The organism is Telmatospirillum sp. J64-1, from assembly GCF_006980715.1.
In the GTDB taxonomy this organism is placed as follows: domain Bacteria; phylum Pseudomonadota; class Alphaproteobacteria; order Rhodospirillales; family Magnetospirillaceae; genus Oleiliquidispirillum; species Oleiliquidispirillum nitrogeniifigens.
The window spans coordinates 17,725-36,830 of record NZ_SBHN01000011.1; the positions used below are offsets into that span (position 1 = coordinate 17,725).

Annotated in this window: 14 protein-coding genes; 5 read left to right on the plus strand and 9 right to left on the minus strand. The window is 65.6% G+C overall.

The window, feature by feature from the left end; all coding sequences use genetic code 11:
• The first annotated feature begins 9 nt into the window (after positions 1-9).
• Complete coding sequence (gene mltG, locus EPD66_RS11760) at positions 10-990, plus strand: endolytic transglycosylase MltG (RefSeq protein WP_142848710.1); 981 nt, start codon at positions 10-12, stop codon at positions 988-990.
• A 148-nt stretch (positions 991-1,138) separates the two neighbouring features.
• Here the strand turns inward: mltG and parE are convergent, their stop codons facing one another.
• The gene (gene parE, locus EPD66_RS11765) at positions 1,139-3,127 is read right to left on the minus strand and encodes a DNA topoisomerase IV subunit B (RefSeq protein WP_185961382.1); all 1,989 of its coding nucleotides are present in this window, start codon (positions 3,125-3,127) and stop codon (positions 1,139-1,141) included.
• A gap of 92 nt (positions 3,128-3,219) precedes the next feature.
• On the opposite strand from parE, the gene EPD66_RS11770 reads away from it, so the two are divergent.
• The gene (locus EPD66_RS11770) at positions 3,220-3,609 is read left to right on the plus strand and encodes an acyl-CoA thioesterase (protein ID WP_142848712.1); all 390 of its coding nucleotides are present in this window, start codon (positions 3,220-3,222) and stop codon (positions 3,607-3,609) included.
• Between the two features lie 105 nt (positions 3,610-3,714).
• On the plus strand, positions 3,715-5,172 hold the full coding sequence (locus EPD66_RS11775; RefSeq protein ID WP_142848713.1) for a catalase: 1,458 nt from the start codon (positions 3,715-3,717) through the stop codon (positions 5,170-5,172).
• A 75-nt stretch (positions 5,173-5,247) separates the two neighbouring features.
• Here the strand turns inward: EPD66_RS11775 and EPD66_RS11780 are convergent, their stop codons facing one another.
• The 3 genes from EPD66_RS11780 to EPD66_RS11790 form a co-directional block, all read right to left on the minus strand.
• Positions 5,248-6,363, minus strand: a complete 1,116-nt coding sequence (locus EPD66_RS11780; RefSeq protein WP_142848714.1) for a sensor histidine kinase — start codon at positions 6,361-6,363, stop codon at positions 5,248-5,250.
• Positions 6,364-6,424: 61 nt separating this feature from the next.
• Complete coding sequence (locus EPD66_RS11785) at positions 6,425-7,330, minus strand: 50S ribosomal protein L11 methyltransferase (protein WP_142848715.1); 906 nt, start codon at positions 7,328-7,330, stop codon at positions 6,425-6,427.
• Between the two features lie 37 nt (positions 7,331-7,367).
• Positions 7,368-9,677, minus strand: coding sequence for an ATP-dependent helicase (locus tag EPD66_RS11790; RefSeq protein WP_370511878.1), 2,310 nt, complete (start codon positions 9,675-9,677; stop codon positions 7,368-7,370).
• 70 nt (positions 9,678-9,747) lie between these two features.
• Here EPD66_RS11790 and EPD66_RS11795 point away from each other — a divergent pair, with 70 nt between their 5' ends.
• Positions 9,748-10,977 carry an anion transporter gene (locus tag EPD66_RS11795; RefSeq protein ID WP_142848716.1) on the plus strand — a complete coding sequence of 410 codons (1,230 nt, stop codon included), beginning with the start codon at positions 9,748-9,750 and terminating at the stop codon, positions 10,975-10,977.
• Between the two features lie 4 nt (positions 10,978-10,981).
• On the opposite strand, the gene EPD66_RS11800 is transcribed toward EPD66_RS11795, so the two are convergent.
• On the minus strand, positions 10,982-12,739 hold the full coding sequence (locus EPD66_RS11800; RefSeq protein WP_142848717.1) for a chloride channel protein: 1,758 nt from the start codon (positions 12,737-12,739) through the stop codon (positions 10,982-10,984).
• Positions 12,740-12,825: 86 nt separating this feature from the next.
• Here EPD66_RS11800 and EPD66_RS11805 point away from each other — a divergent pair, with 86 nt between their 5' ends.
• Entirely contained in the window at positions 12,826-13,311 is a 486-nt protein-coding gene (locus EPD66_RS11805) for a GNAT family N-acetyltransferase (RefSeq protein ID WP_142848718.1), read from the plus strand.
• Between the two features lie 20 nt (positions 13,312-13,331).
• Here EPD66_RS11805 and EPD66_RS11810 read toward each other — a convergent pair whose 3' ends face one another.
• From EPD66_RS11810 to ligA, 4 genes are all read right to left on the minus strand, one after another.
• Positions 13,332-13,694, minus strand: coding sequence for a response regulator (locus EPD66_RS11810; protein ID WP_221930964.1), 363 nt, complete (start codon positions 13,692-13,694; stop codon positions 13,332-13,334).
• Positions 13,691-15,118, minus strand: coding sequence for a sensor histidine kinase (locus tag EPD66_RS11815; RefSeq protein ID WP_142848719.1), 1,428 nt, complete (start codon positions 15,116-15,118; stop codon positions 13,691-13,693). Before EPD66_RS11815 ends, EPD66_RS11810 begins: the two co-directional genes overlap by 4 nt.
• Positions 15,119-15,360: 242 nt before the next feature.
• A complete protein-coding gene (locus EPD66_RS11820) occupies positions 15,361-16,941 on the minus strand; it encodes a hypothetical protein (protein WP_142848720.1) in 1,581 nt (526 codons plus the stop codon).
• 56 nt (positions 16,942-16,997) lie between these two features.
• Positions 16,998-19,088, minus strand: coding sequence for an NAD-dependent DNA ligase LigA (ligA, locus tag EPD66_RS11825; RefSeq protein WP_142848721.1), 2,091 nt, complete (start codon positions 19,086-19,088; stop codon positions 16,998-17,000).
• Positions 19,089-19,106: the final 18 nt, after the last annotated feature.

Sequence of the window (19,106 nt, forward strand, 5' to 3'; positions counted from 1 at the left end):
GACCGGCCGATGAGGAAAATTCTTTCCTTGCTTGCCGCCGCGCTGGTCCTGACCGGCGCGGCGGTTGCGTTTGTGGCCTGGCAGGCGCAGCAGCGCTTCGTCTCGCCCGGTCCCTTGCCCGAGGAGCGGGCCGTTATCGTGCCGCGCGGCAGTGGCGTGGACGGTATTGCCCGCCTGCTGGAAGAGCAGGGGGTGATCGAGGATGCCCTGCTGTTCAAGATCGGCGTCAAGCTGACGGGGGAAGCGGGGCGGCTGAGGGCCGGTGAATTCGCCTTTCCCGCCCATGTCAGCCCGCGCGGGGCCATGCAGATCCTGACGGAAGGCCAGACGGTGGTGCATCGCCTGACGGTGCCGGAAGGGTTGACGGTGCGTCAGGTGATCGAACTGCTGCGCCAGAACGAGGCCTTGTCAGGCGAGATCAGCAGCGAAATCCCGGAAGGCAGCCTGCTGCCCGAGACCTATCACTTCACCCGGGGCGACAGCCGCGAATCCGTGATCCAGCGCATGCGCGACGCGATGACCCGCACCCTGGACGAATTGTGGGAAAGCCGCCAGCCCGACCTGCCGCTGCGCAGCAAGGAAGAGGCCGTCATCCTTGCCTCGGTGGTGGAGCGGGAAACCAGCATCGCCGCCGAACGTCCGCGCGTGGCGGGGGTCTTCATCAACCGCCTGCGCCGGGGCATGCCCCTGCAATCCGATCCGACGGTCATCTACGGTATGTCGGAGGGGCTGGGCGTCATCGACCGGCCGCTGACCCGCCGCGACCTGACCGTCCATCACGAATGGAACACCTATACCATCCCGGCCTTGCCGGCGACGCCCATCGCCAATCCCGGCCGGGCCTCGCTCCAGGCCGTGCTGAACCCGGCGAAGACCAGGGACCTGTTCTTCGTCGCCGACGGCACCGGCGGCCACGCCTTTGCCGAGACGCTGGAACAGCACAACCGCAACGTCGCCCGGTGGCGCCGTATCCAGCGCGGGGAGCAATAGAGGATATGTTTTTTTTAAGAAACAGATGAACACAGATGCTTTTAATGCCGCTGCGCGGCAGGAGATTTTTTTATCTGTGTCTATCTGTGTTCATCTGTGTCTCATAGAACATTAAAAAAGCGGAGGCCAAAAACCTCCGCTTTTTTTCTTACACGTCCAACTCGTCCTTGACGAATTTCGCCCGCTCCTGAATGAAGCGGAAGCGCAATTCGGGGCGGCGCCCCATCAGGCTTTCGACCAGGCGCGCCGTGTCCTGGGCGTCTTCGTGGTCTTCCTCGGTGCGGCCATGGGGCACGACCACGCGCAGCAGCGTGCGGTTGGCCGGATCCATGGTGGTTTCCTTGAGCTGTGCCGGAGGCATCTCACCCAAGCCTTTGAAGCGGCTGATCTCGACCTTCTTGTTCTTGAAGGTGGTGCGCAGCAGCTCCTCCTTGTGCTTGTCGTCGCGGGCATAGACGGCGGTGCCGCCGGCGGCGATGCGGTAGAGGGGCGGCATGGCAAGATAGAGATGCCCGTTCTCGATCAGCTTGGGCATTTCCTGGTAGAAATAGGTCATCAGCAGCGAGGCGATATGGGCACCGTCCACATCGGCGTCGGTCATGATGATGACCTTATCGTAGCGCAGCTTTTCCTCGTCATATTGCTCGCGGATGCCGCAGCCCAGCGCTTCCATCAGGTCGCGCAGTTCCTGGTTGCCGCGCAGCTTGTCGGCCGAGGCCGAGGCGACGTTCAGGATCTTGCCGCGCAAGGGAAGGATGGCCTGGGTCTCGCGGTTGCGGCCCTGCTTGGCCGAGCCGCCGGCTGAATCGCCCTCGACCAGGAAGAGTTCGGTGCCTTGGGCGGTGGTGCGGGTGCAGTCCGCCAGCTTGCCGGGCAGGCGCAGGCGGCGCGTGGCGCTCTTGCGGTTGGTCTCCTTGGCCTGCTTGCGGCGCAGGCGTTCGTCGGCCTTCTCGACGATGCGGTCCAGCAGCGCCTTGGCCGAGTTGACGTCGCCCGACAGCCAGTGGTCGAAATGATCCTTCAGGGCATTCTCGACCAGGCGCGCCGCTTCCGGACTGGCCAGCTTTTCCTTGGTCTGGCCCTGGAATTGCGGTTCGCGGATGAACAGCGAGAGTAGGATGCAGGCGCCGCCCATCACGTCGTCGGGGGTGATCTGTGCGGCGCGGCGATTGCTGACCATCTCGCCATAGGCACGCAGCCCCTTGGTCAGCGCCGCGCGCAGACCCTGTTCATGGGTGCCGCCCTCGGGAGTGGGGACGGTGTTGCAATAGGTATTGATGAAGCCTTCGTCGTCGTCCGGCCAGCACAAGGCCCATTCCACCTGCCCCATGTCGTCGGCCAGGTCGGTGGTACCGGCGAAGACGTCCGCCGTGATCAGGGCGCGGTCCTTCAGCGTGTGGCTGAGGAAGTCCTTCAGGCCGTTGGGGAAGTGCAGGGTCGCGCTGGTCGGCGTCAGGTCGCTGTCCTTGACCAGCGATTCGTCGCAGGACCAGCGGATCTGCACGCCGCGGAACAGATAGGCCTTGGAACGGGCCATTCGGAACAGTGTCGGCGCCCGCAGGGTCATCCGCGCGCCGAAGATCTCGGGGTCGGGATGGAAGGTGATGGTGGTGCCGCGCCGGTTCTGCACCGGGCCGACCAGGGTCAGCTTGGTCAGCGGCGTGCCCCGCGCATATTCCTGGCGCCACAGCTGGCGGTCGCGCGCCACCTCGACCACGAAACGGTCGGACAGGGCATTGACCACCGACGAGCCGACGCCGTGCAGGCCGCCCGAAACCTTGTAGGCATCGCCGCCGAACTTGCCGCCCGAATGCAGCGTGGTCAGGATGACCTCCAGCGCCGACTTATCGGGATATTTCGGATGCGGGTCGATGGGGATGCCGCGGCCGTTGTCGCGCACCGTCACCGAACCGTCGGCATGCATCTCCAGGTCGATCCAGGTGGCATGACCGGCGACGGCTTCGTCCATGGCATTGTCCAGGACTTCCGCGACCAGATGGTGCAGGGCGCGTTCGTCGGTGCCGCCGATATACATGCCGGGGCGGCGGCGCACGGGTTCAAGGCCTTCAAGGACTTCGATATCCTTGGCGGAGTACTCGGTGCTCTTGGGGGAGAGCTGTTGGAATAAATCGGACATGCAAGGCATTATAGAGCGGGGTTGCGGCTTCGCAAGCGCATCCGGGGACGGCTCCGAAGACGTCCCTTATACCAGAACGAAAGGGGAATTGCATGTCCGAGTCCGATGATGTGCCGCATGGCGAATTGTCCCTGCGGAGCATTGCCATGCCTGCCGATACCAATCCCTCCGGCGATATCTTCGGTGGCTGGCTGCTGAGCCAGATGGATCTGGCCGGCGGCACGGCCGCGCGAGTCCGGGCGAAGGGGCGGGTGGCCACGGTGGGGGTCGAGCGCATGGCCTTCCACCAGCGCGTCTTCGTCGGCGACGAGGTCAGCTGCTACAGCCGCCTGCTGAAGGTGGGGCGGACCTCTCTGACTTATGTGGTGGAAGCCTGGGTGCGGCGGCAGGACACGACGACGCACTTCAAGGCGACGGAAGGGGTCTTCACCTTCGTCGCCATCACCGAAGACGGCCAGAAGAGGCCCGTGCCGCAAGAGTGATCGATTTTATCGATATAAATCACTTGGATTATCAGTTTTCGGAATAACACCTTCCTGGATTATGGTTTTTTGGCAAGACACGCCATACCAGGCCAGGAGAACATCATGTCAAACAAGCGTCCGACCCTGACCACCGCCGCCGGGATCCCCGTGGGGGACAACCAGAACAGCCTGACCGCCGGTCCGCGCGGGCCGCTGCTGGTCCAGGACTGGCAGCTGTTCGAGAAGCACGCCCATTTCAACCGCGAGCGCCTGCCGGAGCGCGTGGTCCATGCCAAGGGCTCGGGCGCCTATGGCACCCTGACCATCACCGGGGACATCACCCGCTACAGCAAGGCCAAGGTCTTCTACGGTATCGGCCGCAAGACCGACCTCTTCCTGCGCTTCTCGACCGTGGCCGGGGAACGCGGCGCGGCGGATGCCGAACGCGACGTGCGCGGCTTCTCGGTGAAGTTCTACACCGAGGAAGGCAACTGGGACCTGGTGGGCAACAACACCCCGGTCTTCTTCGTCCGCGATCCCTACAAGTTCCCCGACTTCATCCATACGCAGAAGCGCGATCCCAAGACCAATCTGCGCAATCCGACCGCCATGTGGGATTTCTGGTCGCTGTCGCCGGAAAGCCTGCATCAGGTGACGATCCTGTTCTCGGATCGCGGCCTGCCCCGGAACTACCGCCAGATGCACGGCTTCGGCTCGCATACCTATAGCCTGATCAATGCCGCGGGCGAGAGGGTCTGGGTGAAGTTCCACTTCAAGTCCATGCAGGGTATCGAGAACATGAGCCCGCACGAGGCCGGGCAGGTGATCGCCGAAGACCGCGAAAGCCACCAGCGCGACCTGTTCGAGGCCATCGAGAAGGGCGATTTCCCGAAATGGCGCATGTGCATCCAGGTCATGACGGAAGAGCAGGCGGCGCAGACCCCCTTCGATCCCTTCGACCTGACCAAGGTCTGGCCGCATGGCGACTTCCCGCTGATCGAAGTGGGCGTGCTGGAACTGAACCGGAACCCCGAGAACTATCACGCCGAGGTGGAGCAGGCGGCCTTCTCGCCGGCCAATGTGGTGCCCGGCATCGGCCACAGCCCGGACAAGATGCTGCAATTCCGCGTCTTCTCCTATGCCGACGCGCAGCGCTACCGCCTGGGCATCAACCATGCCGCGCTGCCGGTCAACAAGCCGCGCTGCCCGGTCCATTCCTACCACCGCGACGGCGCCATGCGCTTCGACGGCAATGGCGGCGGCAGCGTGAATTACGAGCCCAACAGCTTCGGCGGGCCGGTCGAGGACCCCAGCGTGAAGGAACCGCCTTTGCCGCTCCAGGGACCGGCCGACCGCTACGACCATCGCGCGGGCAATGACGATTACAGCCAGGCGGGCGCGCTCTTCCGCCTGCTGAGCGAGGCCGAGCGCCAGCGGCTGATGGACAATATCGCCGCCGCGATGCGCACCGTGCCGCGCGAGATCGCTCTGCGCCAGATCGGCCACTTCACCAAGGCCGACCCGGCCTATGGGGAAGGCGTCGCCCGCCGCCTGGGGCTGGTGGCCTCGGAAGCGGTGTAAAGGCCAAGCAGGTGACTGCCCCGTCCGGTACGGGCGGGGCAGGGGCTGAGGCGCAGGAACGGCCCGTCCTGCGCCTCAGTCGTTTTTCTGGGGGAAGTCGATCTGGAAGCGGGTGCCGTGGCCGATCTTGCTGGTGATTTCCAGCTTGCCCCTGATCTGGCCCGTCAGGGAACGGACCAGCTTCAGCCCCAGGCTGTTGCTGCGGGCGGTGCCTTCGTTCATGCCGGCGCCGTCATCCTGCACCGTCAGCCGGCCCCAGCCATTGCCCGCCGGTTCCAGGGAGACCAGCAGGTTTCCCTGCTGGGCCTGGGCGAAGGCATGCTTGAAGGCGTTGGTGACCAGTTCGTTGACGATCAGGGCCAGGGGGATGGCCTGCTCGATCTCGACATTCAGCAGGGCCGCCTCGACAGTCATGCACACCCGGCCGCTGGTCTGGGGAAAGGCCTCGGCCAGCGTTCCGAGTAGCGTGTGCAGATATTCCGAAATGTCCAGGTGCTGGGGGTCCGGCGTGCGATAGAGCAATTCATGGATGCGCGCCAGGGCGTCGAAGCGGTATTGCACCTCGCGGAAGCCTTCCCGCACCTTCTCGTCTTCATGCAGCTGCGCCTGCAGCATCAGCAGGGACGCCGCCAGTTGCAGGCTGTTCTTGACCCGGTGGTTGACCTCCTTCATCAGCAGGTCGCGCTGTTCCAGGGCGGCTTCCAGCTCTTGCGTGCGCTCGTGGACGCGCTTTTCGAGATCGGCCTGGATGGAGCGTAATTCCTTCTCCATCTGCACCTGCTTGGTCATGTCCAGCACGGAAATGAAATGGTGCTTGCGCTGGCCGACATTGTCCTGGATCGGCGAGCCGTGAAAGGCGGCGCAGATGACCGTGCCGTCCGCCTTGCGGAGTTCGATCTGGCCGTCGATATGCAGCCCTTCCTCCATTTCGCGGCGGTATTGCTGGGCACGGGGAGAGGAGGGGCCTTCGGCTGTGAAATCGTACCAGGGCTTTTCCAGGACTTCTTCGGCCCTGTAGCCCAGCAATTCCACGAAAGCCGCATTGGCGAAGATGATGCGGTCGTCGCTCTGCGCGTCCGTCAGGATCATGGGCATGCGCGTATGATCGACGGCGGCGACGAAAGGGCCGCCCTTGCCATGCTCGCGTTCGATGATCGCGCGTTCGTGCTTTACGAATGTCTTGTCGGTCATGATCCCGCCCGGGCTGCATCCTTGCAGATGCGAACCGGGCGGGGAACGGTCAAGACGGGACTTAGGCCTGCAACACCAAAGTGCTCCATTCGCCTATCCGGATGCGACGCAGAAGGCGCAGGCCCTGGCGGCGATGGGCATTGATGACCATGCGTTCATGGCGGGTCAGCAGGCCCGACAGGACGGCGATGCCGCCCGGCGCGATGTGACGGCCAAGCTGGGGCGCCAGCCAGGTCAGGGGGCGGGCCAGGATATTGGCGCAGATCAGGTCGTAGGGTCCCTGGCGTTTGATCGCCGGGTTGCGGTAGCCGTTGCTGACCACCGCCTTGATGCGCGAGGGAACGCCGTTGCGGCGGCCGTTGACGCGGGTCACGCGTACCGATTCCGGGTCGATATCCGCGGCCAGCACCTGGACCGGCCAAGTCTTGGCGACGGCGAGCGCCAGGATGCCCGAACCGCAGCCCAGATCGAGCGGGCGGGTGAAGCGGTGCGACTTGGCCAGCCCGTCCAGGGCCAGTAGGCAGCCCCGCGTGGTGGCGTGTTCGCCCGAGCCGAAGGCGGTGCCGGCATCCACCAGCAGGCCGGTGCGCCCCTGCGGCGGCCCGCCTTCCCAATGGGAGCCGTAGACATAGAAGCGTCCGGCATCGATGGGCGGGAAGTTGCGCAGCGTCTCGGCGACCCAATCCATGTCGGGCACCTTGGCGATGTCCAGTTCCGGCAGGTCCGCGCCGCTGACCGTCGCCGCCAGGGACAGATCGGCGATGATGGCGGCGCGGTCGGGCGGCGTGCGGGAATAGGCCTGAAGCGACCACGTGCCTTCGAACTCCCCGTCATCGGTGCCGATATCGTCGTCCATGAACCAGGTGACGGCATCGGCATGGCGTTCCAGCGCCTCCTCGAAGGCATCCAGCGCTTCGACCGGGGCGGTGACCTGGATGCGCCAGATTTCGGGCACGGGCTTCTTCATTTCGGTAACCTTGCAAGAGTCGCGGGCGGTCGTCAGGTCACGAGGCGCTGACGAAGCTGTCCATTACTTTCTTCACTCCGGCCTTGTCAAACGCCACCGTCAGCTTTCCGGCCTCCACCGCTTCGACGGTACCGTGGCCGAATTTCTGGTGGAAGACGCGGTCGCCCGGCTGGAATCCGCCCGTCGGAGCGGCGGTCTTGACCTTCCACGACGTCGCCTCGATCACCGGCGGCTGGCGGTTCTGCCAGCGCGGGCCATAGCCGCCGCCGACGAAATCATTGCCGAAGCCGCCCCCGCCATAGCCCCAATCCATGGATTGGGCGTTGGCAAGGCCATGTTCGGCGGTGCGCTCGACCGCTTCCTCGGGCAGTTCCATGAGGAAACGCGAGGGCATGGTGCTTTGCCACTGGTTGTAGATGCGCCGCCGGTCGGCGGTGGTGATCATCACATGCTTGCGGGCCCGCGTCAGGCCGACATAGGCCAGGCGGCGTTCTTCCTCCAGGCCCTGGTTGCCGCCCTCGTCCATGGCGCGCTGATGGGGGAAGACGCCTTCCTCCCAGCCGGGCAGGAAGACATTGTCGAATTCCAGCCCCTTGGCGGCATGCAGGGTCATGATGGAGACGCGGTCCTGTTCGGCCTTCTCGTCGTTCTCCATGACCAGGGCGACATGTTCGAGGAAGGCCTGCAGGCTTTCATATTCCTCCAGCGCCGAAACCAGTTCCTTCAGGTTTTCCAGGCGGCCGGGGGCTTCGGGGGACTTGTCCTTCTGCCACATCTCGGTATAGCCGCTCTCGTCGAGCACGGTCGCGGCCAGTTCGGAATGGGGCATGGCGTCGAGCAGCGAGCGCCAGCGGATGACGTCGTTGACGAAGCGGGCCAGGGTGGCGCGCGGCTTGGGCTTCAACTCGTCCGTCTCGACCACCCGGCGGGCGGCCTCGAACAGCCCCACCTGCATGGCGCGCGAGGCCATGTGCAGCACTTGAAGCGTGGCATCGCCCAGGCCGCGCTTGGGCGTGTTGACCACGCGCTCGAAGGCCAGGGCGTCGTCGGGCTGCACGATCAGGCGCAGATAGGCCATGGCGTCGCGGATTTCCAAACGCTCGTAGAAACGCTGGCCGCCGATCACGCGATAGGGCACGCCGGTGGTGATCAGGCGTTCTTCGAACTCGCGGGTCTGGAAACCGGCGCGGACCAGGATCGCCATGCTGGACAGGGCATGGCCCTTGCGCTGCAAGGCCTCGATCTCGTCCACCACCATGCGCGCTTCCTGCTCGGCGTCATAGGTGTTGTGGATGCGGATCTTCTCGCCCTCCTGGCCCTGAAGGCCCGGGCGCAGGGTCTTGCCCAGGCGGCCCTGGTTGTGGGAGATCAGATGCGAGGCGGCGGCCAGGATGGTGGGCGTCGAGCGGTAGTTGCGTTCCAGCCGGACGATGGTCGCGCCGGGGAAATCATGCTCGAAACGCAGGATGTTGCCGACCTCGGCCCCGCGCCAGGAATAGATCGACTGGTCGTCGTCGCCGACGCAGCAGATGTTCTTGTGCTTCTGGGCCAGCAGGCGCAGCCACAGATATTGCGAGACGTTGGTGTCCTGGTATTCGTCCACCAGGATGTAACGGAACTGTTCCTGGTATTCGGCCAGGATGTCGCGGTTGTCCGGGTTGCGGAAGATGGTCAGGCAATGCAGCAGCAGGTCGCCGAAGTCGCAGGCGTTCAGCGTCTTCAGCCGTTCCTGATATTGCTCGTACAGTGCCAGGGCGCGGCCGTTGGCGAAATCCGACTTCTCTTCCGCCGTCACCGTCTGCGGCGTGAAGCCCCGGTCCTTCCAGCGCTGGATCACGCCCATCAGCCCTTGGGCGGGCCATTTCTTGGTGTCGATATGTTCGGCTTCCATCACCTGCTTGAGCAGGCGCATCTGGTCGTCCGTATCGAGGATGGTGAAATTCGACTTCAGCCCCACCGCCTCGGCATGACGGCGCAGGATGCGCACGCCCAGGGCGTGGAAGGTGCCCAGCCAGATGCTTTCGGCCATGGGGCCGATCATGCCCGCCACGCGCTCGCGCATTTCCCGCGCGGCCTTGTTGGTGAAGGTCACCGCCAGGCATTGCCAGGGCTGGGCCAGGCGCAGCGTCAGGATATGGGCCAGCCGGGTGGTCAGCACGCGGGTCTTGCCGGTGCCTGCGCCGGAAAGGACCAGGACCGGCCCTTGCGTCGTCTCGACAGCCTGGCGCTGTTCCGGGTTCAGCCCCTCCAGCCAAGGCGAAGAAACGGGCATCTGCGGCCGTTCGGTCGGAAAGGGCGGTTCGTCGTCGAATTCGAAGGGATTGGACATGGGCTGCACTATAGGCATGAAGAACGCCGGGCTCATCCGAAAAATTGGACATTGCCGGAACATCGGCCGCAGGCTATCACCGCCGGCCATGGATAGTGCAATTCTCGGCGCCTTCGTCTTCACCTATATCGGCATGGCCTTGGGCCGGATGCCGGGGTTGAAGATCGACCGCACGGGCATGGCGCTGCTGGCCGTGGTCGCCCTGCTGGCCTTGGGCCGGATCGAGGTCGGCAGCATGGGGGCGGCCATCGACCTGCCGACCTTGCTGCTGCTGTTCGCCCTGATGATCGTCTCGGCCCAGTTCGCCGCCGCCGGTTTCTACCGCGCCGTCGCCGCGCGCATCACCTCCGCCGCCGTTTCGCCCGCTGCGCTGCTGGCCCTGACGGTCGGGGTGTCGGGGCTGCTTTCGGCGGTGCTGGCCAATGACATCATCGCCTTTGCCATGGCCCCCATCATTGCCGAGGGCATCCGGCGGCGCGGCCTCGATCCGCGCCCCTTCCTGATCGGGCTGGCGGGAGGATGCAATGCGGGCAGCGCCGCGACGATCATCGGCAATCCGCAGAATATCCTGATCGGCCAGACGGGCGGGCTGGATTTCTGGCGCTTCCTGCTTGCCTGCGCGCCGCCCGCCGTGATCGGCATGGCGGTGGCCTATGGCGTGGTGCGCTGGGTCTGGCGCGATGCCTTGCGCGCTGTTCCGCCCGGGGCGGATGCCGGGCCGCCGCCCGTGCCGGATCGCTGGCAGACGGCCAAGGGCGTTGCGGCGGTGCTGGTCCTGGCCTTCCTTTTCACCACCGATCTCCCTCATGAGATCGGCGCCCTGGTGGTGGCTGGTTTCCTGCTGGCCAGCCGCCGTCTTGCCAGCCGCGACATGCTGGGGGCGGTGGACTGGCATCTTTTGGTGCTGTTCGCCTGCCTGTTCATCGTCACCGGCGCTTTTGCCGCCACCGGGCTGGCGCAGGACGGGGTGGACTGGCTGACGGCTGCGGGGTGGCTGCCCGACCGGCTGATGGTGCTGGGGCCGCTGATGCTGGCCGCCAGCAATTCCATCGGCAACGTCCCGGCGGTGATGCTGCTGCTTTCGGTGTGGACCGATCCCGGCGAGGGCGCGCTTTATGCCCTGGCGGTGCTGTCCACCTTGGCGGGCAATCTGCTGATCGTCGGCAGCTTGGCCAATATCATCATCGTCGAGCGTGCCGCCAGCGTCGGGGTGCGGCTGGGTTTTGCCGACCATGCCCGCTGCGGGATTCCCATGACGCTGCTTTCCATGGCTTTGGCCGCCCTATGGCTCTGGGCGGCGGGCTGGATGGCCTGGTAAGGGGTCAAATAGGCGAATGCCCGTGGCGCTCGCCCCGGTCTTCCGCACGCTGGCGGACCAAAGCGCGGGTATAGGCGATCAGCACGTCGGATTCGTGAATGCAGCCGACCAGACGGCGGGTTTCGTGGCTGTCGATCACGGCCAGATGTTCTTCGCCGGTCGACAGCATCAGGTTCAGCGCCTGTCCCAGATGGTCGGTGGCCGCGACCACGGGGGGATTGGGGCGGGCGATGGCATCGGCGACGGCATCGCCGTCCTGGTCGGGCAAATCGGCATGGGTGATGCAGCCGGTCAACCGGCCGGTCTCGGTGGTGACGAAAAGCTCGGCATAAGGCACATGGCGCAGGCGTTCACGCAGTTCCGGCAGGGCGGTGTCGGGGGCGACCGGCGCACAGGGTTTCATCACATATCCGACGGGGATCGAGCATAGCAGCCGCGTTTCCTGGCCGCGCAGCAGGTCCAGGCCGCGCCGTGCCAGCTGCAAATGGAAGAAGGACCGTCCATGCAGCCTTGCCATGACCACCGACGCCAGCACGCAGGCGACCATCACGGCGATGGATAGGGCGTAATTCCCGGTCAGTTCGTAGACCATCAGGATGGTCGAGATGGGCGCGCCCAGCACGGCGGCGGCCATCGCGCCCATGCCGACGAAAGCATAGGCGGCGGGGCCGGAGGACAAATCGGGGAAGATCGCGGTGGCGAAGACGCCATAGGCGCCGCCCAGCAGGGCCCCCAGCGCCAAGGCGGGCGAGAAGACGCCGCCGCCGAAACCCGATCCCAGGCTGGCCGCCGTCGCCAGCAGCTTCGCCACGAGCAGCGCCATCAGCAGCCAGAAGGCCATGCCTCCGGAAAGCGCCTGGGCCGTCAGTTCATGGCCGACCCCGAGGACCTGGGGAAAGAACAGGGCCAGACTGCCCACCGCCAGTCCGCCGAACATGGGGCGCAGCCAGTAAGGCGTGCGCAGGCGTTCCCACCCGTCCTCGACGGCGGTGACGCTGCGCACGAACAGGATGGCGGCAAGGCCCGCGATCAGGCCCAGTCCGACGAAGGCGGGAAATTCGAGGAAGGAGGTGACCTCCATCGGCGGCGGCAGGTATTCCGGCTGGGAACCGAACCACAGCCGGGCCAGGATGGTTGCCGCGACACTGGCGATGACGATCGGGCCGAAGGCGGTCAGGGCGTAATGGCCGACCACCACTTCATGGGCGAACAAGGCTCCGGCGATGGGGGCGTTGAAGGATGCCGCCACGGCGGCGGCCACGCCGCAGCCGAGCAAGGTGCGGGCCTGGCGGCGGTTCAGCCCCAACCGGCCCGAGAGCCAGCCCGAGACGGCACCGCCCAGATGCACCGCCGGCCCCTCGCGCCCCACCGAGGCGCCGACGCCGATCGACAGGGCGCTGGCCACGGCCATGCTGAGGCCTGTACCCAGCCGCATGCGCCCGCCGTGCAAGGCACCGGCCTCGATCACATGGGCGACCCCCTGGGGGCGTCCGCCGGGCATGGTGAAATGGACCAGCAGGCCGACCGCCAGTCCGCCCAGGGTCGGCACCAGCAGCAGGCGCCACATCGGCAGCAGCGCGGCGCTGCCCGCCAGATCCTCGGCGCCGGAATGAAAGAAGACCTGTTCCAGCAGGGCAATGGCCTCGCGGAACAGGATGACCGCCACGCCCACCACCAGACCGACCGCCAGGGCGAGCAGGGCAAGACGCAGGTGATCCTCGCGCCGCCACAGGCGCAGGCGCCTTACGATGCGGGCCGGCATGGATGCCTTTCTCCGTCATTGCCAAGCAGGCCTGCCGATCGCACTATGTCCACCCGTCCTTCTCTTTTTCCTTTCCGGAGCCCGCCATGGCCCCCGCCGTCACCATCCGTCCCGCCCGGCCCGAGGATGCCGGGTTGCTGTTGAGGATGATCGGCGAACTGGCCCAGTTTGAACGTGCTGCGGAACCCGTCAAGGCCACAGAACAGGACATCCTGCGCGACGGCTTCGGCGACCATCCCCGCTTCGAGGCGCTGATCGCAGAAAAAGAGGGGCAGGCGGCGGGCTATATCCTGTTCTTTCCCACCTGGTCGAGCTGGCAGGGACGCAGCGGCGTGATGATCCATGACCTGTGGGTGCGTCCCGAGGCCCGCCGCAGCGGCATCGGCGCAGCCTTGCTGAAGGCGGTGGCCGCCCAGGCCGTCAGGCGCGGCTGTACCCGGCTGGACCTCGACGTGCTGGACTGGAACACCGGCGCACAGGACTTCTACGCCCGGATGGGGCTGGAGCGCCTGGAGGAATGGTATTCCTGCCGGATTTCAGGCGACCGGCTGAAGGAACTGGCGGAGGGGTGACCCGGCAGGCCTGCCGAGCCTTACCGTGATTCCTGCACCTGCATCAGGGCGTGCCCCAGATCCTCGGTCTTGAAGGGTTTCCCCAGGACCAGGGAGCCCGGAAACCTGCCTCTCAGGACAGATGAACCATAGGCGGTGGCGAACAGGAAGGGGATGTTGCGCTCGAGCAGGATCTCCGCCACGGGAAAGCTCTCCTCGCCGTTCAGGTTCACGTCGAGGAGAGCGAGATCGAAACTGGCTTCCCGGGCCAATGCGGCCGCATCCTGCACATTTGCCGCGATGGCAACAACGTCATGGCCGAGGTCGAGCAGCATGTCCTCGATCAACAGGGCAAGCATCATTTCGTCCTCGACGACGAGGACGCGATAGGAAATGTGACTCAAGGTTTGATCCCGCCGCCCAGCCCGCTGTTGGGAAGAGGCGCATCGATCGTGCAGACTGCGCCTTCGGGCTGGAACAGGATTTTCGCTTCCCCACCCAATTCTAGCGACAAGCCGCGCTCGATCAGCCGGGTGCCGAAGCCCTTGCTGTTCGGCTGACCGACTTCCGGCCCTCCGCTTTCCCGCCAGGAGAAATACAGCCGCTTTCCAGCGCCATCCTCTGTCACCTTCCAGGTGACATCGACGCGGCCGGTGTCGTTCGAGAGGGAACCGTATTTGACCGCATTGGTCGCCAGTTCGTGAACGGCCATGGCAATGGCGACGGCAGTCTTCGGCGCAAGCTGTACCAAAGGCCCGTCCAGGCGGATGCGGCCGGAATTGTCGTCGGGTTGATGCAGGCCGACGATCTGGCCGATCATCGTTTGCAGGTCCGCACCTTCCCAGTTCTGGTCCGTCAGGAGATCATGCGCCCGCGCGAGCGCGACGAGGCGGGCCGTGAAGGTTTCGCGCACATCGGCCGGGACATCCAGTCCGCGCAAGGTCTGGCTGGCGAGCGACTGGACGATCGCGAGCGTGTTCTTGACCCTGTGGTTCAGCTCGTTGATGAGCAATTGCTGGTGCTTCTGGAAGCGTTCCTTCTCTTCCAGGGCCGCCCGCAATTGCGCGCGGTCGTCCCGTTCCTGGCGCAGGAGGACGAGCTCGTCATAGAGGCGCTGCCCCATCTCGCAGCGTTCGCCTTCCTGATCGTCGAGGAGCAGGGCGGCAAGCTCCTCGTGGTTCCGCAGAAGGGCGTCCATGTCCTCTTCATAATGCAGTTCGGGATGGGTCAGGGTCCAGTAATGGGCCGTGCGGATGAAGGCGAGATAGGCGAGAAGGAATTCCAGGTCGCGCTCACCGATCGCCTTGCGCAAGGCCTCGCGCGCGCGCCGGGCGCGGGCGGGTTCGAGGAAGACGACGCTGGCCGCTGCAAAGATGTCGTATTCCGCCTGGCTTTCGGGCGGCGGGATCTCAAGCGGCGCATTCTGCGATTCGAGCCGCGAAAGCACGGCTTCCAACTCGGCGCCTTCCAGGATGCCGGGGCGGCGCATCAGGGCGACCACCTGTTCGACCGTATGCGGCGGCGCGTCCGGGTCGCCGGCCGGGCGCCCAAGGCCGACCAGGAAGCCGACATGCCGGACGATGCAATAGCGCACCGGGCAGAAGCGCGAGAGATGGACGAATAGCCTTTCCTTGAACAGCGACGGCAACGGGTTGTCGAGATAGGCGGATTTCGCGAAACCCCACAGATGCTCGATCAGCCCCGGCGCACCCGCCGCGGTCTGGAAGAAGTTCGGCAACACGCCGAACCGTCCCGCCACTTCCTCCTGGAAGGCATTCCGGGAGGTCTTTCCATCAAGAAGTTCTGCTCGGTCCGAGGCTGATGTCATGACTGCGTCCTCCAGGATTTGCTTGAGCTTAAGTCTTGGTCATTGGGCACGCATGCACGGGCAAGAGACAGAATATCCGGCCGAGCGGCAAGGTATTGCACGCGGCTATCCCCAAGGAAGATGCCCTAGCAGTCACCTCTGGTGGTAAGCCTCATCCCAGAGGGGATGCTATGGGAAAAGGATTAACCGGACAAGACCCCAGCGAATGACGAATTAGGGGCGGAGATATCCGGCACAGGGGGCTAGGCCCCTTCGTCATGTCCGAATTTGCCCTTCACGCGGGGCAGGGGAATGCCTTCCGCGTCCAAGGCGGCGGCTGGGGCGGTTTGTTCCTCGGCCGGTGGCAAGGATGGGGGTGCCTCGTGTTCGTCCTCGATGAAGGCCCAGTGGGGATCGGGGATCTTCTGCTCGCGCTCGCGGCGGCTTTCCAGCAGCCGTTCCACATGGGCGAGATTACGTTGGGCCACGGCGGCGGGGCGGCGGGCGCCCAGGGCGGTGTAGATCTCGGCGGCCTGGCGCAGGGCGTCGGCGGCTTCGTCCAGATGCTCGCTGCCCTTGGAATGCTTGTCCAGCAGGAAAAGCGCGCTGCCCAGCGTGTTCATCACGGCCGCCCAGGCTACCGGATTGCTTTCGCGCGAGCGGACTTCGGCCACCAGGCGGCAGGCCTCGATGGCCTTCTCCAGCACGTCGGGGCTTTTCATCTGGTCGCCATAGACTTCCAGGGCGAGGGCCAGGTTGTGCATTACCTCTGCCCAGCGCTGGGGCGATTCGGCGCGCGTATGGACTTGCAGGGCCGACTGGAAGGCGACGAAGGCTTCCTTCAGCAATTCCGTGCGGCCGGTCTGCAGGTCAAGGCGGTAGAGGGCGAGGCCCAGGCGGTTCTGCATGGCCGCCCATTCCGCCGGCATGGCGGTGCGCGGCAGGTTTTCCAGCACGCGGCGATAGGCGGCGATGGCGTCTTCGTAGTGATTGGGCTGCTTGCTGCGGTCGGCCTTCGCCATCAGCGCGGAGGCCGTGGATTTCTCCAGCATCTGGCCGTCCACCGGCGGGTCCTGGCGGCCCATGCGCTTGACGGCGGCGCCGAAGACGGTCACGGCCCGGTCGATCCAATCGCCCTTGGGCTCGATCAGGCTCATCAGGGCCGAGATATGGCCATAGCAGGTCAGCAGGCTGCGCTGCTGGGCCATGTTCAGGTCCATGGGCGGACGCTGGACCAGGGGAGTCACGGCCTGGGCCAGCGGCGGCAGCAATTCGCGCTGGCGTTGGCGGCGGGCCTCGTCCTGGGGCTCGGCGGCGGTCAGGATGGTGGCGAAGAGCATCTGCTTCAGCGGATCGCTCAACTCGCCCGGCAGGTCCAGGCAGGTGGCGGGCGTGAAGGGCGCGGGACGGTCGTCCTCGGGCAGGGCCGGGGCGGCGAAGCGCAGGATGGCCGATTCGCCGTCATTGATCACATCGCCCCAGACCAGCACATCGGCCCGTTCTTCCGCCGCCAGATGCCGGGCATTCATGGCCGCCGCCGCCAAGGCGCTCAATTCCCTGACATTCGAGACGCTCAGCGCCTTGCCGCCCTGTCGGACGCTGAAGCCCTCGAAACCGGCCAAGGTGGCGGCGATGCTGGTGGCGGCCTGGCCTTCCACGTCGTTGTTGAGCGGACAGACCAGAACCGACAAGGTGGCGGCCTGGGCCGGTGCGGCGGGCTTGGTCGAGCGCAGGCTGGCGAGGAATTGCCGCAACAGGGCGAGCGCCGCCGATTCCCGCCGGGGCGGGGGCGCTGTCGGGGTCTCGTCTGACGACTCTCCCAGATAAGGACTCAGGTTAACCATCTACCTGCCGCAGCATAAAGACCCGAAGGTAAGCCAGTCCGCCTCAGGAAGCAATCTTACCCACCGATCAGTTCCAGCCACTCCTGCTCGCTCAGCACCGTAACCCCCAGTTCCTGTGCTTTTCTGGCTTTCGACCCCGCGTCGGCACCGGCGATCAGGTAATCGGTCTTGCCCGAGACGGAGCCGGATACCTTGGCGCCCAGGCTTTGGGCGCGGGCCTTGGCTTCGTCGCGGGTCATGGTTTCCAGCGTGCCGGTGAAGACGACGGTCTTGCCGGTGACGGGGGATTCGCTCACGGTCAGGGCGAAATCCTCGACCTGCAACTGTTCTTCCAGCTTCGTCAGGATGTCCAGGTTATGGGGCTCGGCGAAGAAGCGCAGCATGTCCTCGGCCATACTCTTGCCGATGCCGTTGATCGCCAGCAATTCTGCATAGGCCTCGGAATCCCGATCCTGGGCGGCGGCCATCTGGGATTTCCAGTTGTCCAGGCTGTGATAGCGCTGGGCCAGCAGGCGGGCGGTGGCCTGGCCGATCTGGGGAATACCCAGGGCGAAGATGAAGCGGTCGAGGCCGATATAGCGGCGGGCCTCGATGCCGTCGAACAGCTTCTTGACCTTCTTGTCGCCCCAGCCGTCGAAATTCTTGATCTTGCGGAAGGGATCGGCCTGGTCGCGTTCCTGCAGCGTGAAGATGTCGACCGGGCTGCGGATCATCTCCTTCTCCCAGAAGAAATCGACATTCTTCTCGCCCAGCCCGTCGATGTCGAAGGCATCGCGCGAGACGAAATGCTTCAGCCGCTCGCGGGCCTGGGCCGGGCAGGTCAGGCCGCCCATGCAGCGCCGCGCGACTTCCCCTTCGGCCCGTTCGGCATGGGAGCCGCATTCCGGGCAGGTCGTGGGGAAGACATAGGGCGTGGCGCCTTCGGGCCGTTTCTCGATGACGGGGCCGACGATCTGCGGGATCACGTCGCCGGCGCGCTGGACGATGACGGTATCGCCGATGCGCACGTCCTTGCGGGCGATTTCGTCTTCGTTGTGCAGGGTGGCGCGCCCGACCACCACGCCGCCGACATTGACCGGCTCCAGGATCGCCACCGGCGTCAGGGCGCCCGTGCGGCCGACCTGGACGATGATGTCCTTCAGCGTCGTCATGGCCTGTTCGGCGGGGAATTTATGGGCGATGGCCCAGCGCGGCGTGCGCGAGCGGAAGCCCAGGCGCTGTTGCCAGTCGATGCGGTCCACCTTGTAGACCACGCCGTCGATGTCGTAATCGAGGGAAGCGCGCTTCTCGCCCACCTCGCGGTACAGGGCCAGCAACGATTCCTCGTCGGTGCAGCGGCGGGCCAAGGGATTGGTGTGGAAGCCCAGGGCCTGCAGCCGTTCGATGAAACCCCATTGCGTGTCGGCGATGCTTTCCGAGACCTCGCCCCAGGCATAGGCGAAGAAGCGCAAGGGGCGTTCGGCGGTGATCTTGGGATCGAGCTGGCGCAGGGACCCGGCGGCGGCATTGCGCGGGTTGGCGAAAAGCGGCAGGCCGGCGGCGGCGCGCGCCTCGTTCAGGGCCAGGAAGTCGGCCTTGCTCATATAGACCTCGCCGCGCACTTCCAGCACGGCGGGAACCGGGCCTTCCAGGCGTTCGGGAACGTCCTTCAGCGTGCGCAGATTGGCGGTGACGTCCTCGCCTTCCGTGCCGTCGCCGCGCGTGGCGCCGATGACGAAGCGGCCATTCTCGTAGCGCAGGCTGGCCGACAGGCCGTCGATCTTGGGCTCGCCGACGAAGCACAGCTCGGTTTCCGCGTCCAGCTTCAGGAAATCGCGGATGGAGCGGGCGAAGTCGCGCACGTCCTCGTCCTCGAAGGCATTGCCCAGCGACAGCATGGGCACGGCATGACGATGCTTGCGGAAACCCTCGGCGGGCGGCGCGCCGACGCGGCGGCTGGGCGAATCCTCGCGGATCAGTTCGGGATAGCGGGCCTCGATGGCGAGGTTGCGCCGCTTCAGCGCGTCGTATTCCGCATCCGAGATCAGCGGCGCGTCCTTGGCATGATAAGCGATGTCATGGCGCCCGATCTCGGCCGCCAGCCGTTCCAGCTCGGCTTGGGCCTGTTCGAGGGTAAGGTCTTCGACGGGAATGGTGGCGGTGGTCATGAGATCGCAGCTTTGAGA